Source organism: Chitinophaga sp. YR627, from assembly GCF_900114995.1.
Classification (GTDB): Bacteria; Bacteroidota; Bacteroidia; order Chitinophagales; family Chitinophagaceae; genus Chitinophaga.
This window is the reverse complement of sequence record NZ_FOUX01000009.1, coordinates 148,950-165,914: the sequence shown is the minus strand read 5'-3', so window position 1 is coordinate 165,914 and position 16,965 is coordinate 148,950. Positions and strand designations below refer to the sequence as shown.

The following is a 16,965-nucleotide window of genomic DNA, read 5'->3' as shown; positions in this document are numbered from 1 at the left end:
AGAAATTGCTATTTTTGCGTCTGTTATTCATGAAGAGAATTATTACCATATTACTAGTTTTCCTGTATATCACGCTCACCAGTGGGTTCACGGTGAACGCGCATTACTGTATGGGTAAACTGGCTTCTGTAGGTTTGATTTCTCATGCAGATGATCTGTGCAATAAATGTGGCAAACCTGGTAAAAAGGGTAAATGCTGCAGAGAAGAGGCGAAGTTCTGTAAAGCAGCTATTTCGTCTCACCAGATTGCCAAAACACAGCAAAGTTCCGAGCCTGCTGTGAAGGATCTTAGTCTGCCGGTCATAATCGTACCGGCTCCTGCTATCAGTAACACGCCAACCATCGCTTACTACAGTCATGGTCCCCCTGATTGTAAAGCCATACCCCTGTATATTCAATTCTGCACTTATCTGATCTGATTTGTACATCGTATTAACCGATACGTATCTGCTATGCTCATAGCAGCCATCACTATTATTTATCCGATTACAAATCACAGATCATGAAATCATTATTTGCTATTATATTCCTGGCCATCGGCCTGCAGACATCCGCTTCCGCACAGTTTAAAAAGGCGTCATTACAGGCCGCAGGACTGACCTGCGCCATGTGTTCACGCGCCACTATGGAAGCGCTTAAAACACTTCCTTTTGTTGATAAGATCGACACAGATCTAAACAACACCACTTTCCTGCTGTCTTTTAAACCCGGCGCTAATGTGAATATCGATGAGATAAAAGCGAAGGTGGAAGATGCAGGTTTTTCTGTTGGGAAACTGGTACTGACAGCTTCTTTCGATAAGATAGCCGTTGAAAAAGACGCTCATATCAAATATGCGGGCGCAACTTTCCACTTCATCAATGCAAAAAATCAGGTATTGTCAGGCGATCAGCAGATAACCGTGATAGACAAAGACTTTGTCTCTGCAAAACAGTTCAAAAAGTTCAGTACACAGACGACCATGCCTTGTTACCAGACAGGCGTTATGGCCAGCTGCTGCAAAATGGAAGGTCATTCCGCTCCTGAACGCATTTATCACGTTACTATCTGATCCATTGGGCATTTTGTCCCGCAATACTTGTAAATGAAAAGATGTTTATTCTTTATCGTCCTCCTTATGCCCGCATTTTTGCATGCACAGGAGTTGTACGTTTCTACGGAACCAGCCAGCAATATGGCGGCTAATTCATTTGGATTCCGTGTAACCAACCGTTTTTTTAAAATGGAACATGAAGGGGTAACCGGTATGCGTATCGAACCTGAGCTGATGTGGGGTATTTCTAAAAAGCTGATGGTGCATGTGGTCGGACTGGCTTCCAATCAGATGCAGCCTTCTCTCAGATTTGAAGGAGGAAGCGTTTATGCCAAATACCGTTTCCTGTCCAATGATGATGTGCAGTCGCATTTCCGTATGGCCGCTTATGTTAAGGGCTCAGTGATTGATAATCCTTTCGTGCCCGTGATGCGTGAAGGTGCTGTAAAGCCTTATGATAATCAGGAGCTAGACCTGGAAGGAGGCGCTTCTGGTGTTTCCGGTGGTATCATCGCAACACAACTGATTCACAAACTGGCTGTTTCTGCTACAGTAGGATATAACAGATTCCTGAATAATACAAAGGACAACTTACCGGATTACTTATCCGCTAACGCCGTTAATTACAGTCTTTCAGCAGGTTACCTGCTTTTACCCCGTAGTTATCGCAGTTATGATCAGACAAATCTGAACATTTATGTAGAATTTTTAGGGAAGGCAAATACGGACGCTGTCAGCCGAAACCAGTACCTGGACGTAGCTCCAGCGATTCAGTTCATCTTCAACAGCTCTACCCGTTTGGATTTTTCTTACCGTACAGAATTATTTGGTGATATGTCTCGCAATGTATTTAATACCTTTACATTACGGTTCGAGCACAATATTTTCAATATTTCAACAAAACGAAAATGAAGAAGGCAGTTATAACAGTCCTGCGATTGCTCCAGTCACTGTTTGTGAAGAAGAATTGTTGTAAATAACTATTCCAATCTATTTAGTAAAGTTGTTGTTCTTCCGGAGGACAGGCGCCAGCCTGTCCTTTTTCTTTATTGCTGAATCTGGCGCGGCAATTGCTAACGTTAAACAATATATTTTATGATTTTGTATATAGCATTGTATATCTTTAACCCATTGTTTTGACGCCAATGAAGTATAGTTTTCTAAGGGACAATCTAATTTTTGTAGTTGTATTGTTTTCATTGTTTGCCTGCCATAGAAAGCGGGTGCTCCGGGACAGAGAAATTGTAGGTGACATACGTCAGTTAAGTGAAGTTATACCGGAAAATATTACAGAACGTCTTGAGTATATTGCTGATAACCAGGATGTCATGGAGGATAGTGTACCTGCGCTTCGCAGCGGGGCGCTGAACTATTTCTATCAGCAGACCAGCAACAATCCGGTATGGTCGTCTAACGGCGTGCTGGATGGTCAGGCTGACTCCATGTATTATTATGTGATGCACGCAGACGAATCAGGATTGCTGCCGGCTGATTACCACAGCGTAGCCCTGGATCAGGCGATGAAGCGTATCCATGAGGATGCAAGCGCCAAAAAAGATGCAACACTCTGGGCGCAGGTAGACCTGCTGATGACGGACGCTTTTATGAAAATGGCTACGCACCTGCGTTTTGGTACAGGCCCACGGGACAGTATCACATTGCGGAAGGACTCTGTTTATTCGGACACCCTGCTCGCCAACTACCTCAACTCCGCACTCCATCAGCATATTATCGGTGCTACACTACGGGCCCAGGAGCCGCAGCATCAGGGCTATCAGTTATTGAAATCGGCCTGGACCAACTTCAAAGGCAAATACAGCGAAATGAAGTGGGATTCTTTACCGCTTTCCTATACAGATACGCCAGGGTATCGCCAGCTGCTGATCAACCGACTCGCACAGAGCGGACACCTGGATACTTCCGGTGGTCACAGTACAGATACCTCGCTCCTGAAAAAGGGGATCAGGGCTTTCCAGAAAGAGTTTAACATGTATGAGGACGGACAGGCAGGCAAGAAGACCGTTCAGGCAATGAACAAGTCTTTTGCTGACTGGGAAGTACAGGTAGCCCTTAGTATGGACCGCTGGCGTAAGTTCCCCGACACTTTGCCGCAACGTTATATCCTTGTAAATGTACCAGGTTACCGTATGGAACTGGTAGACAGTGGCACTGTAGCGGTGGCCTCCAAAGTGATTGTCGGTGCGCCCCGTACCCGCACACCATTGCTGAACTCCCGCATGACCAACTTCGTGATGTATCCTTACTGGAGGGTACCTTTCAGTATTACCATCAAGGAAATGCTGCCGGCTATTCAGAGAGATCGCGCTTACCTGGCAAAAAAGAACCTGGAAATCATTGATTCCCATGGTAATGCGGTAAGTCCGGATAGCGTGAAATGGAGTCGGATGAGTAAGAACTACTTTCCTTATGTACTTCGCCAGATGGACGGTATCGAGAACTCACTCGGTATCATGAAGTTCAATTTCATGAATAAATACGCCGTTTATCTGCACGATACCAATGCCCGCGGACTGTTTGCCAATTCCTACCGTGCACTCAGCCATGGCTGTGTACGCGTGCAGCAATGGGATAGTCTTTCGATGTACCTGACCAAAGATGATACCCGTCATCCGAGGGATAGTATGCGCAGATGGCTGGCCAATGGCGATAAGAAACAGATCGATATCCAGCATTCCGTACCTATCTATTTCCGGTACTTTACAGCAGAAGGACGCGATGGCCGTCTGGTACTGCACGAAGATATCTATGGAGAAGACAGGATATTGCGGAAGCAGATGAAGCGCTAGGAATATTTGATTTTCGTACCTTTATGGGATGTCTGATAATCTCTCAGTGGCGGAAAAGGTAAGGGCAGGAATGCCGGTTTTTCATAATAACACACCTCCGGATGTGAATGTGGCCTATTATGAGGTATCGAGTGCACCGATCTCCCTGCCTTATCACCGAAGAGATTATTTCAAGATCTGGATCATCATTGGTGAAAGCAAACTTCATTTTGCCGACAGAACCGTGCATATCAGCAGGGAGCAGCCTGCGATCATATTTTCCAATCCTTTAGTGCCTTATTCATTTGAAACGGAAGATGAAAACCGTTGTGGATACTGGTGTGTGTTTACGGAGCAGTTCCTGAAGACAGGTGAGCGGGCTGAGAGTTTACAGGAATCACCCCTGTTCAGAGTAGGAGGGGATAATGTCTTCTTTCCCAATCAGGAGCAACTGGTCATCTTCCGTGCACTGTTTGATAAAATGATCGCTGAAGCAGCGTCAGAATATGTGTATAAGTACGATATCATCCGGAACTATATTCAGCTCATTACCCATGAGGCAATGAAGATGCAGCCCGCCCTCAATGGCGCCAGGCACCGGAATGCCAATGAGCGGATCGCATCACTGTTTATTGAGCTACTGGAAAGGCAGTTCCCCATTGAATCTCCCCAGCGTACACTTGCGCTTAGAAGAGCTGGCGACTACGCAGCTGCTTTATCTATACATGTGAATCACCTCAATTTTGCGGTCAGGGAAGTGACTGGAAAGTCTACGACCACCCATATTACCGACCGGCTGTTGAATGAGGCAAAAGCATTGCTGAAGCATACGGATTGGAGTATCGCTGATATCGGCTACAGCCTGGGATTTGAGTATCCGAATCACTTTAATAATTTCTTCAAGAAGAATGTTGGAACGACACCGCTTGGTGTGAGAAAGTAATTAGTTATTACTGCGAATAAAGCCCCCTTGTTGGCACTGACCTTCCATTGGTCTTTGCACGTGTGTTTGCACAATGTGTGTGTGTAGTGTACTGCTTACTAGTTACCAGACAGGTTGAGTTAATTGTGTTTAATTATTACTGCGAATAAAGCCCCCTTGTTGGCATTGACCATCCATTGGTCTTTGCACGTGTGTTTGCACAATGTGTGTGTAATGTACTGCTTACTATTACCAGACAGGTTGAGTTAATTGTGTTTAATTATTACTGCGAATAAGTTTCTTATAGACAGGTCCGGCCAGTGATATGCTTCTGTGGATGTAAGCATCGCTTTTTAGATTTACTCCTCCTAACAAGCCTCCATAATACTTTCACAAGCGATTTAAAGACCTACTACTATTGCAAATCTGTTCACTGAATAGACTGCTTCACCCCTGAACTCCTTCCACCACGGATAGCGCTCTTTCATTCTTTGAATTTCGTACTTATTTCTTTGACCCCGGCTCTTTTGCCATTCCTTCTCCAAATACCTTTGCATCATCAATCACTTTAATCATATCATATGAAATACAAGGTATTAGGCAACTCCGGATTAATGGTCTCCACACTCTGTCTGGGTACCATGACTTTCGGCGGAAAAGGAAAGGGCGTTTATGAAATGGTCGGCACATTAGAACAACCAGCTGTTGATGAACAGATAAAGCGGGCGGTAGATGCAGGGATCAACTTTATAGATACTGCCAATATATATGCGGAAGGAAGGTCAGAGGAACTAACCGGACAAGCTATCCGGAATCTGGGGCTGAAAAGGGATAACCTGGTGCTGGCTACGAAGGTCTGTGCACCTACCGGTAAAGGTGTGAATGATCAGGGTCTATCCCGTAAACACATTATGCAGCAGGTAGAGGCCAGTCTGAAACGTCTGCAGACTGACTATATCGACCTTTATCAGACACACAACTGGGACCCGCTGGTACCATTGGAAGAGACATTGAGAGCGATGGATGATCTGATCAGCAGTGGTAAGGTAAGGTATATTGGCGGCAGCAATCATATGGCCTGGTACATGATGAAGGCGCTGGCAGTCTCCGATAAACATGGCTTGCATAGCTATATCTCTATGCAGTCCCATTATTCCATTGCAACAAGAGAACTGGAAAGGGACGTAGTACCCGCACTATCAGACCAAAACGTAGGTCTGATGGTATGGAGTCCGCTGTGTGCAGGATTGCTGAGTGGTAAATACCAGCGAAACGGAGAAACGACAGAAGCAGGCCGTTATCAGCATCACTCCTTTATTCCGGTAGATACAGAGCGTGCATTCAATATTCTGGATGTACTGCATGTAATGGCGGCAGACAAAGGCACTTCTGTAGCACAACTGTCCTTAGCCTGGTTGTTGCATCAGCCGGCAGTGAGCAGTGTGATCATTGGAGCAAATAAGATGTCTCAGCTGGAAGATAATCTGGGAGCAGTAGACGTAACACTGACGCCGGAAGAGTTAAAGCAGCTGGATGAAGTCAGTAAGCTGGCGGTGGAGTATCCAGGCTGGATTGCCTATAGGAGGGACCGTAAGTAAAAAAGAAGGGCCTTGCATATTGCAAGGCCCTTTGCTTATATCAGTATTACGTACGTGTACTTACTTTTTCAGTTTTGCTTTCAGCGCATTATCCAGTTCCTGGAGGAACTCTTCTGTATAAAGATAATGTTTTCCGTGCTCAACTTTATTACCGTGAATACAAACAGCCAGATCTTTTGTCATCTTGCCGCTTTCAACTACTTCAACGCAAACTGCTTCCAGTGCATGACAGAAGTCGATCAGTTCCTGGTTTTTGTCCAGACGACCACGGAATTCCAGACCGCGGGTCCATGCGAAGATGGAAGCGATCGGGTTAGTGGAAGTTGGTTTACCAGCCTGGTGATCGCGGTAGTGACGGGTTACAGTACCGTGAGCTGCTTCAGCTTCCATTACGGAACCATCAGGAGTGATCAGGGTAGAGGTCATCAGACCCAGTGAACCGAAACCTTGTGCTACGGTATCAGACTGTACGTCGCCATCGTAGTTTTTACAAGCCCATACGAAGTTACCGTTCCATTTCAGTGCGCTCGCAACCATGTCATCGATCAGACGGTGCTCATAGGTCAGGCCTGCTGTCTGGAATGCAGCTTTGAATTCGTTCTGGTAAATTTCTTCGAAAATATCTTTGAAACGACCATCATATTTTTTCAGGATGGTGTTTTTGGTGCTCAGGTACAGCGGCCATTTTTTCATCAGTGCCTGGTTGAAACATGCACGTGCGAATCCTTTGATAGACTCGTCAGTGTTGTACATCGCCAGGGCAACGCCGTCGCCTTTGAAGTTGAATACTTCGTGCTCGATCACTTCTCCGTTTTCGCCTTCGAACTTGATGGTCAGTTTACCTTTACCTTTTGTTACGAAGTCAGTTGCACGGTACTGGTCACCGAAAGCGTGACGACCGATACAGATAGGAGCAGTCCAGTTTGGCACCAGACGTGGTACGTTCTGGGTTACGATTGGCTCGCGGAATACAGTACCGTCCAGGATGTTACGGATAGTGCCGTTTGGAGATTTCCACATCTGTTTCAGGTTGAATTCCTTTACGCGTTCTTCATCCGGAGTGATAGTGGCACACTTGATACCAACGCCGATTTCCCTGATCGCATTTGCTGCATCGATGGTCACCTGATCGTTTGTAGCGTCACGGTGTTCCATGCCAAGGTCATAGTATTTGATATCAACTTCCAGGTAAGGAAGGATCAGTTTATCTTTAATGAATTTCCAGATGATTCGTGTCATTTCATCCCCATCCAGTTCAACCACCGGGTTGGCGACTTTGATTTTTTCTGCCATTTCGACTTTGATTTTTAATTAGATACGAGTGTTCATGTGATAATCGTGAAATATACGATAACCGGTCATAATTTACAAGTTCCGCTTTCCTAAGCGGGGGCAGACAGCATTTCTTTTACAAAAAAATGAATTTGTCTGTCAACCAATGCTTTGAAAAGCGGAACTAGCTATGTTGCGTAACCGGTAGGGTTACAGGTGCTTGATGATTTCATCTGCAAACTCGCTGGTTTTCACCAGGGTAGCATCGTCCATCAGCTTGTAGAAATCGACTGTCACACGTTTACGTGCAATCGCAGTGCTGAGGCCGTGTACAATGATATCGGCAGCTTCTTTCCAGCCCATGTATTCCAGCATCATTACACCACTCAGTATAACGGAGCTGGGGTTCATAGTATTGGTGTTAGCGAAGCGTGGTGCAGTACCGTGGGTTGCTTCGAACACAGCGTGGCCGGTCAGGTAGTTAATATTAGCGCCCGGAGCGATACCAATACCACCTACCGCAGCAGCAAGTGCATCGGAGATATAGTCACCGTTCAGGTTCAGGGTAGCTACTACGGAGTAGTCCTGTGGCGCCAGCAGGATCTGCTGCAGGAAGTTATCCGCGATAACGTCTTTTACGATCAGTTTTTTATGTGCAATGGCTACATTCAGTTCTTTATTCGCTTCGTCTTCGCCGCTTGCTTTTTTAGTGGCTTCCCACTGTTCCCAGGTATATACCTGCTCACCAAACTCGCGTGCTGCCAGTTCGTAGCCCCAGTTTTTGAAGCCACCTTCAGTGAATTTCATGATATTACCCTTGTGTACCAGGGTCAGGGAAGGCAGTTTCTGCTCAATCGCATATTTCAATGCAGCACGAACCAGTCTTTCCGTACCTTCTTTGGACACTGGTTTGATACCCAGGGAAGAAGTTTCAGGGAAACGGATCTTTTTAACACCCATTTCGTTCTGCAGGAAGTTCAGCAGCTTTTCAGCTTCCGGTGTTCCGTACATATATTCTATACCGGCATAGATATCTTCTGTGTTCTCACGGAAGATCACCATGTCTACCTTTTCCGGATGTTTTACAGGAGAAGGTACTTTATCAAACCAACGTACAGGGCGTACACAGGCATACAGGTCCAGTTCCTGGCGCATTGCTACGTTCAGGGAACGGATACCGCCACCTACCGGTGTAGATAAAGGTCCTTTGATGGAAACCAGGTATTCTTTGAATGCTTCCAGTGTCGCTTTTGGCAGCCACTCACCTGTCTGCTGGAATGCTTTCTCTCCAGCCAGCACTTCTTTCCATTCTATCTTTCTTTTTCCACCGTAGGCCTTTTCAACAGCGGCGTCAAACACACGCACACTAGCCTGCCAGATATCGGGTCCAATTCCGTCACCTTCAATAAAAGGAATAATCGGTTCATTGGGCACCTGTAACTGGCCATTGGTCATTGATATTTTTTCTGCCGGCATAAAACAGTTTCTTTACGAGTTTCGTAATTTATAATAATCGAGCGCAAAGGTACGGAATAACACACATCTTATGGGCTACTATCTATGTTCAATGCTCTTTTTCTTATTTTTGGGAGCAAAAAAAGAGCAAATCCCTATGACACCGGGTCATCATCCTTCCCAGGATACTACTATCAACCAATTTACTTATCTCGCTTTGGGCGACAGCTACACTATTGGCGAAAGCGTACCGGAAAACGAGCGTTTTCCCAATCAGACAGCCGCACTGCTGGCAGCACAGGGGGTTTCCCTTGCTCCTCCGCGTATCATCGCTAAAACCGGCTGGACTACTGATGAGCTGGAAGCCGCTATCGCGGAGGCCAATGTCACCGACACCTTCAGCATCGTCACCCTCCTGATCGGGGTCAATAACCAGTACCGTGGCCGTAGCGTCTCCGAATACAAGACCGAATTCACCCGCCTGCTTAAACAGGCTATCCACTTCGCTGCTGACCATTCAGACAGGGTCGTGGTACTCTCTATTCCCGACTGGGGCGCCGTGCCTTTTGCAGAAGGGCGTGACAGGCAACAGATTGCCGCTGAAATAGACGCCTTTAATGCGGTTAACAAAAGCGTTTCGAAAAAGTTTAAGGTGCATTACCTGGATGTTACAGAAGATACGCGTAAAGCGCCACATGACCCCGGACTGGTAGCCAGCGACGGATTACACTATTCTGCTAAGGGAATGGCTGTCTGGGCCGGTAAATTAGCCGGTGTAATGCGAACCATCCTGCAATGATCTTTTTTACCGGCTTTTTCCTGCCTTTCACCGGAACTCTCCAACCTGTTGCCTAAATAGGCTTCGGGAACCCACGCCCTCTTCCTAAGTTTGTATCGTAAACATTAAACATCTATGGACAACCAGGAATATACGAAAGGAGATAGCTGGACAAGTGAAAGACAGCAACGTAAGGCAGAAAGACGCCTTCGCCGCATCCAGCGCAAAAGCGAGAACAGGGAAGGCAGCAGGATCAACAAAGGCCTCATCTTTATACTCATCGGTCTGTTTCTTTTTCTGAGAAGCCTTGACCTCGCAATGCCTGAATGGGTATTCTCCTGGCAGCTGCTGCTGATCGTGATCGGTGGTATCCTCCTGGCAGCCAGTAAGTTTAAAAACTGGGGTGGTCTGATCGTAATGCTGGTAGGTATCGTCTTCTTCGCCAAAGATTACCTGATGCTCAGCTATGACCTGACCCGCTTCATATGGCCCGCCATCTTTGTGATCGTTGGTCTGGCCATCCTCTTCGGCAAACGTCAGGAGTCTTCCATGAAAAAAGACCTGCGTGTCATGCCGCCAATGACTTCCTCAGAAGATTTTATCGAATCCAATGTCATATTCAGTGGAGAAAACAGGGCCGTTGTATCTAAAGAATTCAAAGGCGCCAATGTCACCGCTATCTTCGGTGGAGCAGACTATAACCTCATCCAGTCCGATTTTAAAGACAGGGTCGAGTTTGAAGTAACCTGTATCTTCGGCGGCGTGGAAATCATCCTGCCCACCAACTGGGATGTGCGTATCGAAATGGATACCATCATCATGGGGGGCGTGACCGATAAACGCCCGGTAGAACTCCTCTCCAATGCCAGCAACTCTGAAAAGATCTTCGTACTCAAAGGTACCTGCATCTTCGGTGGAGTGGAGATCAGAAACTATGTCTGAATCAACGGCTGACTAACTTTTATTTCACCTTTTTAATGATAGATTTTATGCAGTGGTTTGTAGCTAAAATCGTTTACCAGATCATCAGCGGTAATGGTGATCATACCCCTCAATTTGACGAGCAGTTAAGACTGATCAGTGCCGATACAAGAGAAGACGCCTGGAGACGTGCCTGCCAGATCGGTGTACAGGAACAATACGCCTTTAAGAATCAGCGGCAGGAAATGGTGGAATGGCGTTTCATCAACGTACCGGAAGTAAACAATCTTTCCGCTCTGGACGATGGTATGGAACTCTATTCCCGCATCGAAGAACCGGAAGATGCCAATGCTTATATTTCCTGGCTTCAGGTGAAGGCCGCTCACCTGAAAGGACCCAGCCTGATCGATAAACGCGCCTGATTTTTTCATTCTTATTCCGTACTCCTTGGCAAATCATCTACTGGCAAATAAATCATTCAGATGGACCTTAATAGTGGCTACCTACGTCGCGACCGTCGTACAGGCCTATCTGCTGATATGCTGGTTCAACATCAGCGATAGCATCGCATGGACAGACAGTGTTATCCACAACGTAACGCTGGCATTGACAGGAGTAGGCGTTTGTTTCAGCTTATCACATTACAGACCGGCAAAAGGTAAATATATCTTCCTGCTGATCTACTGTTCGGTACTGACCTTTATGTGGGCAGGCGGCTGTTTCTGGATCATGGGTGAAATGTTTGGATCCACCCCTTATTATCAGCACTGGTTATTCTTTGCAATCCCCATCAGATTTATTATGGGATGGCTGATCGTCATCTTCATCGGGATGAAAACACTGATGTGGTATGATATGGCAGAACAGGAACAGGAACTCGCCCGTAAAGAAGCCATAGAACGCATGGCAAGAGAAGCAGAGCTGTTCAAACTGAGACAGCAGTTACAGCCGCACTTCCTGTTCAACAGTCTGAACTCTATCAATGCACTGATCGCCTTACGTCCGCAGCAGGCAAGAGAAATGGTACTGAAGCTGAGTGATTTCCTGCGTGGTACGCTGAAACGTGAAGACCAGCAATGGATACTGCTACCGGAAGAAATGCAGTACCTGCAATTATATCTTGACATAGAAAAGGTCCGCTTTGGGCACCGCCTGTCCACCGACATCACTGCCGAAGACAGCGCCACAACATTTAAACTGCCGCCTATGCTGCTGCAACCTGTTGTGGAGAATGCCATCAAATACGGACTATACGATACAACAGACGCTATCACGATTGCGATCAATGCATGGCAGTCGGACGATATGCTCCATATACAGGTGCAGAATCCATTCGATCCGGAATTGCAGGCGCCTGCCGGCACTGGCTTCGGACTCGCATCTATCCAGCGCAGATTGTACCTGCTCTTCGGAAGACAGGACCTGCTGGAAACAAACAAAAACGGAAACATTTTTACCACCCTGATTAAAGTGCCGCAACTATATGATAAAAGCAGTAATAATTGATGATGAACCCCTGGCGCGTGAGATCGTGAAAGAATATCTCCAGTCCTTCTCTCAGATACAACTGATGCAGGAATGCGGAGATGGTTTTGAAGGATTGAAAGCCATACAACAGCAACAACCCGATATCATTTTTCTCGATGTACAGATGCCAAAGATCAATGGCTTTGAAATGCTGGAACTCGTGGAATCATTGCCCGCGGTTATATTCACCACTGCTTTTGAAGAACATGCGATCCGCGCATTCGAAGTGAATGCCATCGACTATCTGCTGAAACCTTTTTCAAAAGAACGTTTTGATAAAGCTGTCTCCAAATGGCTGGACCGCCGTGTAGCAGATGAAATGCAGCAGACCGCCGCTTTACTGGATACAGCTGGTGCTTCGCCGATGCAGAGCAACAGGGTCGTGGTAAAGATCAATGGTAAGATCAAAATCATTCCCGTACAGGATATACACTACCTTGAAGCGGCAGATGATTATGTAAAGATCGTTACTCCGGAAGGTACCTTCCTTAAAAATAAAACAATGCAGTTCTTCGAGAAATCGCTGGACCCGCAACAGTTTGCACGCGTACACCGCTCTTATATGCTGAATGTAAATCAGGTAACGCGTATCGAGCCATATGAAAAAGAAAATCATCTGGCTATATTGAAATCAGGTGCGAAAGTACCGGTTAGTAAGACAGGTTATCCCAGACTGAAAGCATCACTGGGATTGTAAGATATATTGCTTTTTTCAGGAGACGAGGGAAGGATCTTAATGATCTTTCCCTTTCTTTTTTGGGGAAATAATGGTCGGAAAGTAGTCAGACTATAGTTCTTCTACATTAGTCTTTCGTTCGGAAAGGAAGGACTAACGAAGGGTAACTATAGTCAGATAAGTAAATAAGAAAAGCCGCAGTTACTTAACAATATTTTGTCAGTAACTACGGCTTGATTATCTGTAAAGATAAATATGCTATTTGTTTATTGTACGACGAGCACCGGTATTCTTACCTTATGTCGCACCTGATTGGTTGTCTCACCATAGATCCAGTCCTTGATACCGGTATGTCCATGTCCGCCCAGGATCAGGAAATCGGCCTTTTCTTCTTTTACGATACGCACGATCTCTTCCGCACGGTGACGGTAACCCAGTAAGCCTTTTGCGCGTATATTTCTGGCGCGTAAAAGATTGATGTAAGCGTCCATCTGCTCCTGGTCCTTCCTTGTTTCAAAGTCATCAGACTCTCTCCCCAGGTATCTTGCAGACGCACTTTCCACGATATGGATCAGCAGGTATTCCGTCTGTGGATTACCATGTGCGAGCGCGTTGGAAATGATCTTTTCATCATCCTTACTGAAGTCAAGCGCCAGTGCGATGCGCTGGTATACAGGCGGCTGGATATCACCCAGTGAAAAGTCAGGTGTTGTATGAATACGGGCAGACGCTTTCTGTTGATAACGGCTGATCAGCGGATAGGCCACTGTGATCGCAATCAGTACCAGGAAGCCTATGCCGGCCGCAATAATCAGGATATCCACCAGGATATTACCATCGCCACCGATATATTTTACTGCTTCTGTAAACACCATGCGGGTATTGAGGTATACGAGTACAGCAGTGATGATCCAGCTGATAATTTTTACCGGTGTATTGACTGCATAAGTCCCCATTGTCTTTTTATCGCTCACAAAGTGAATGAGCGGGATGATGGCAAAGCCTAACTGCAGACTTAACAGCACCTGACTGAACACCAGCAATTCGCCTACCTTTTCAGGACCCGCCAGCAGGATCACCAGGAGGGCCGGCACGATGGCCAGCAGGCGTGTCAGCAGACGGCGCAGCCAGGGATTAATACGCAGCCGCAGGTAACCTTCCATCACGATCTGGCCAGCCAGGGTACCAGTTACGGTGGAGCTTTGTCCCGCAGCGATCAATGCAATCGCAAATAAGGTAGGCGCCCATTTATTCCCCAGCAAACCTTCCAGCAACTGATGCGCATCCTGTATTTCTGCAACATCGGTACGGCCGGTTTTGAAGAAGACAGCTGCAGCAAGTATCAGGATGGCGGCATTCACAAAGAAGGCCAGATTCAGGGCCACCGCACTATCAATAAAGTTCAGTTTCAAAGCCTGCCGTATACCCTGTTCATCTCTTTTGATCTTACGGGTCTGTACCAGTGCAGAGTGCAGGTAGAGATTATGCGGCATGACAGTAGCACCGATGATACCGATAGCGATATACAGGGCGGCATTGTCAGGAATAATAGGTTTAAAGCCCGTTACGACCTCGCTTAATACAGGTTTGGCCATAAACAGTTCCACAAGAAAAGAGATGCCTACAATGGCCACTAATGCGATAATGAAGGCTTCCATTTTCCGGATGCCATAACGCTGTAAAACCAGCAGGAGGAAAGTATCAAATACGGTGATGCTAACGCCCCATTCCAATGGAAGACCTGTCAGCAGTTGTATACCGATGGCCATACCCAGTACTTCCGCCAGGTCAGTGGCGGCAATAGCGATTTCGGCCAGTATATAAAGTATAAAGTTAACGCCGGCAGGATAGGTTTCACGGTTGGCCTGTGCAAGGTCTCTTCCTCTCACGATACCCAGACGGGCGCTCAGTGTTTGCAGCAGCAGGGCCATGAGGTTACTCATAAGCAGTACCCAGAGCAGGGTGTAACCATACTGGCTGCCACCCGCGAGATCGGTCGCCCAGTTGCCCGGGTCCATATAACCCACGCTGACAAGATATGCCGGTCCGAAGAAAGAGAGCAGTTTACGCCAGCGGCTGGTGCTGGGAACGGTAGTATCTACGCTTTGATGAACTTCGCCTAACGAAGTGTGCTGATGATTCATATTTTAGCTGTTATGCAGTCTGCTGGCCGGTGACCCGGTGATATACCGGTAGTGCAGGTTGAATTTTTTAGTCTGTCCCATGTGTTCCGGTGGGCTGTAAGCGGCCGCTACGGACTGCGTTATATCGGTTTGACCATTATATTTTTTGATACCTGTTCACTGATGGTGAAGGCAGGCTGGTTTCGTATTTTTAGTTCGATAGAGTTGTCGAATTCGTAACGTTCTATGACGTCCAGTTGTGTGCCCAAGCGGATGCCTTTGGCATTCAGGAACTCCAGTAATGCGGTTGATTTATCAGAAACAGCCACGACTTCCAGTCGTTTGGCCCTGGCTTTATCAAGCGGTGTTTGCGGACGGGGCTTACCCATTTTACCCTGTGCATCAGGAATAGGATCGCCATGAGGATCTATCTGCGGATTTCCCAGGAATTCGCTGAGACGGTTGATCAGTTTCTCGCTGCGTACATGTTCCAGTTCTTCCGCCAGTTCATGTACCTCTTCCCAGCTGAATGATAATTTATCTACCAGAAAACATTCCCAGAGACGATGCCTCCGGATGATATTCAGCGCCGCTTTTTTACCTTCAGCGGTCAGGTTGATACCCTGGTATTTTTCGTAGGAAATAAGCTTCTTTTCCTTCAGTTTTTTCGCCATATCTGTTACAGATGCCGGCTTGGTTTCCAGTTCACCAGCTAAGGCGTTCGTGCTGACCGCTTCCTGTCCTTCTTCCTCCAGTTTATAAATCGACTTAATGTAGTTCTCCTCAGCAATCGTCAAATTCATCATTCCTTAAAATAAAGTTTAGGTAAATCTAAATAATTATTGCCAGAAATGCAAACGCAACGCTCCGGGTGGGGTCCTTATTTTGATCATATCATTTTTTTCTCTAACTTTTCGGCCGTAATAAACAAGCATATACGCATGAATAAGCTAGTATTAGCGCTGTTGACTATCGGTCTGCTGGCCGGATGTGGCTCAAAAAAGAACAAATCAGGTAAGGATGACTTCACATTTGAAGACTTCCGCCACTTGTTTGCAGAGGCTAAACTGCCTTATAAACTGATGCCGGAAGAGCTGGCGAACAAAAAATCGGATACTGCCGGTATTTCTCCGGAAGTACTGAAACAGTTCCTGACAGATACCCTGGGTAAATCTGATTTCCCGGAGGGAGCGACTATTAAGTTCTATCCGGTGGCTGCTGTTGACGGCGCTGCTGTGAATTACTTTGTGGTAAAAGCAGTGGGTAAAACAGCAACTACCGCTTATATATGCTTCCTGGATAAAAAAGGTCATTACCTGAACCGCCTGCCGGCAGGTAAAGTGGCTGATAAAAGCGATGTATTTTATTTCTCAATAGATACCCGTCAGGTCATCAAAGTGACCAATGAGCGGGAACTGGAACCTGGCCACAGATCCACCCGTGAAGATTTCTTTGGGGTATCTGACAATGGCAGTACGACATTGATTATGACCAATACCACCGGTGATCCGGGAGCAGGTCAGTTATTCAATCCGATAGACACGCTGAAAGCGGCACATAAACTCTCTGGTGATTATGTAAGCGGTGAAAACAGCCTGGTGTCTGTACGTGATGGCGATGATCCTAAATCTTTCCAGTTCTTTATTTCTTTCTCTAATAAGACAGGCTGTAAAGGAGAATTATCCGGTACAGGTCATTTTACCGGCGCTAATAAAGGCGAATACAAGGATAAGGAGACTGACTGCGGTATCGCATTCCAGTTTGCTGCCGGTAGAGTGAGTATCAAAGAGATCGGTGGTTGTGGCGCTTACAGGGGCGTGCGTTGTTTCTTTGAAGGAAGTTACGCGAAGAAAAAAGCAAAGTAAGTACAGATC

General features: G+C 46.5%; 16 protein-coding genes. 12 read left to right on the top strand and 4 right to left on the bottom strand.

Annotated elements, in window-relative coordinates; all coding sequences use genetic code 11:
- Nucleotides 1–29 precede the first annotated feature (29 nt).
- The 6 genes from BMZ72_RS35930 (at nucleotide 30) to BMZ72_RS35905 (ending at nucleotide 6,339) form a co-directional block, all read left to right on the top strand.
- Nucleotides 30–419 (top strand): HYC_CC_PP family protein, encoded by a 390-nt coding sequence (locus BMZ72_RS35930; protein ID WP_089816345.1) that lies wholly within the window; start codon nucleotides 30–32, stop codon nucleotides 417–419.
- A gap of 83 nt (nucleotides 420–502) precedes the next feature.
- Complete coding sequence (locus BMZ72_RS35925; RefSeq protein ID WP_089816343.1) at nucleotides 503–1,051, top strand: heavy-metal-associated domain-containing protein; 549 nt, start codon at nucleotides 503–505, stop codon at nucleotides 1,049–1,051.
- 66 nt (nucleotides 1,052–1,117) lie between these two features.
- Nucleotides 1,118–1,945 (top strand): transporter family protein, encoded by an 828-nt coding sequence (locus BMZ72_RS35920; RefSeq protein WP_177223050.1) that lies wholly within the window; start codon nucleotides 1,118–1,120, stop codon nucleotides 1,943–1,945.
- 278 nt (nucleotides 1,946–2,223) lie between these two features.
- A complete protein-coding gene (locus BMZ72_RS35915; RefSeq protein ID WP_177223049.1) occupies nucleotides 2,224–3,840 on the top strand; it encodes a L,D-transpeptidase family protein in 1,617 nt (538 codons plus the stop codon).
- A gap of 28 nt (nucleotides 3,841–3,868) precedes the next feature.
- Complete coding sequence (locus BMZ72_RS35910; RefSeq protein WP_255373387.1) at nucleotides 3,869–4,762, top strand: AraC family transcriptional regulator; 894 nt, start codon at nucleotides 3,869–3,871, stop codon at nucleotides 4,760–4,762.
- Between the two features lie 560 nt (nucleotides 4,763–5,322).
- Nucleotides 5,323–6,339, top strand: coding sequence for an aldo/keto reductase (locus tag BMZ72_RS35905; RefSeq protein ID WP_089816337.1), 1,017 nt, complete (start codon nucleotides 5,323–5,325; stop codon nucleotides 6,337–6,339).
- Nucleotides 6,340–6,399: 60 nt separating this feature from the next.
- On the opposite strand, the gene BMZ72_RS35900 is transcribed toward BMZ72_RS35905, so the two are convergent.
- On the bottom strand, nucleotides 6,400–7,632 hold the full coding sequence (locus BMZ72_RS35900; RefSeq protein WP_089816335.1) for an NADP-dependent isocitrate dehydrogenase: 1,233 nt from the start codon (nucleotides 7,630–7,632) through the stop codon (nucleotides 6,400–6,402).
- 189 nt (nucleotides 7,633–7,821) lie between these two features.
- Nucleotides 7,822–9,087, bottom strand: a complete 1,266-nt coding sequence (gene icd, locus BMZ72_RS35895; protein ID WP_089816333.1) for an NADP-dependent isocitrate dehydrogenase — start codon at nucleotides 9,085–9,087, stop codon at nucleotides 7,822–7,824.
- A gap of 136 nt (nucleotides 9,088–9,223) precedes the next feature.
- On the opposite strand from icd, the gene BMZ72_RS35890 reads away from it, so the two are divergent.
- The 5 genes from BMZ72_RS35890 to BMZ72_RS35870 all read left to right on the top strand — a co-directional run bounded on the left by BMZ72_RS35890 (nucleotide 9,224) and on the right by BMZ72_RS35870 (nucleotide 12,989).
- Nucleotides 9,224–9,865: an SGNH/GDSL hydrolase family protein gene (locus BMZ72_RS35890; protein ID WP_255373386.1), complete on the top strand. Its 642-nt coding sequence runs from the start codon at nucleotides 9,224–9,226 to the stop codon at nucleotides 9,863–9,865.
- Between the two features lie 114 nt (nucleotides 9,866–9,979).
- Complete coding sequence (locus BMZ72_RS35885) at nucleotides 9,980–10,786, top strand: LiaF transmembrane domain-containing protein (RefSeq protein WP_089816330.1); 807 nt, start codon at nucleotides 9,980–9,982, stop codon at nucleotides 10,784–10,786.
- A gap of 47 nt (nucleotides 10,787–10,833) precedes the next feature.
- Nucleotides 10,834–11,187: a DUF4288 domain-containing protein gene (locus BMZ72_RS35880; RefSeq protein WP_089816448.1), complete on the top strand. Its 354-nt coding sequence runs from the start codon at nucleotides 10,834–10,836 to the stop codon at nucleotides 11,185–11,187.
- Nucleotides 11,188–11,212: 25 nt separating this feature from the next.
- Nucleotides 11,213–12,271 (top strand): sensor histidine kinase, encoded by a 1,059-nt coding sequence (locus BMZ72_RS35875; protein WP_218155330.1) that lies wholly within the window; start codon nucleotides 11,213–11,215, stop codon nucleotides 12,269–12,271.
- The gene (locus BMZ72_RS35870) at nucleotides 12,249–12,989 is read left to right on the top strand and encodes a LytR/AlgR family response regulator transcription factor (RefSeq protein ID WP_012794153.1); all 741 of its coding nucleotides are present in this window, start codon (nucleotides 12,249–12,251) and stop codon (nucleotides 12,987–12,989) included. The genes BMZ72_RS35875 and BMZ72_RS35870 overlap by 23 nt, the downstream gene beginning before the upstream one ends.
- Before the next feature lie 245 nt (nucleotides 12,990–13,234).
- On the opposite strand, the gene BMZ72_RS35865 is transcribed toward BMZ72_RS35870, so the two are convergent.
- Together BMZ72_RS35865 and BMZ72_RS35860 are read right to left on the bottom strand one after the other, a co-directional pair.
- Entirely contained in the window at nucleotides 13,235–15,112 is a 1,878-nt protein-coding gene (locus BMZ72_RS35865) for an Nramp family divalent metal transporter (protein WP_089816327.1), read from the bottom strand.
- A 119-nt stretch (nucleotides 15,113–15,231) separates the two neighbouring features.
- Entirely contained in the window at nucleotides 15,232–15,897 is a 666-nt protein-coding gene (locus tag BMZ72_RS35860) for a metal-dependent transcriptional regulator (RefSeq protein WP_089816324.1), read from the bottom strand.
- Between the two features lie 135 nt (nucleotides 15,898–16,032).
- Between BMZ72_RS35860 and BMZ72_RS35855 the strand changes: the two genes are divergently transcribed.
- A complete protein-coding gene (locus BMZ72_RS35855) occupies nucleotides 16,033–16,956 on the top strand; it encodes a hypothetical protein (RefSeq protein ID WP_089816322.1) in 924 nt (307 codons plus the stop codon).
- Nucleotides 16,957–16,965 lie beyond the last annotated feature (9 nt).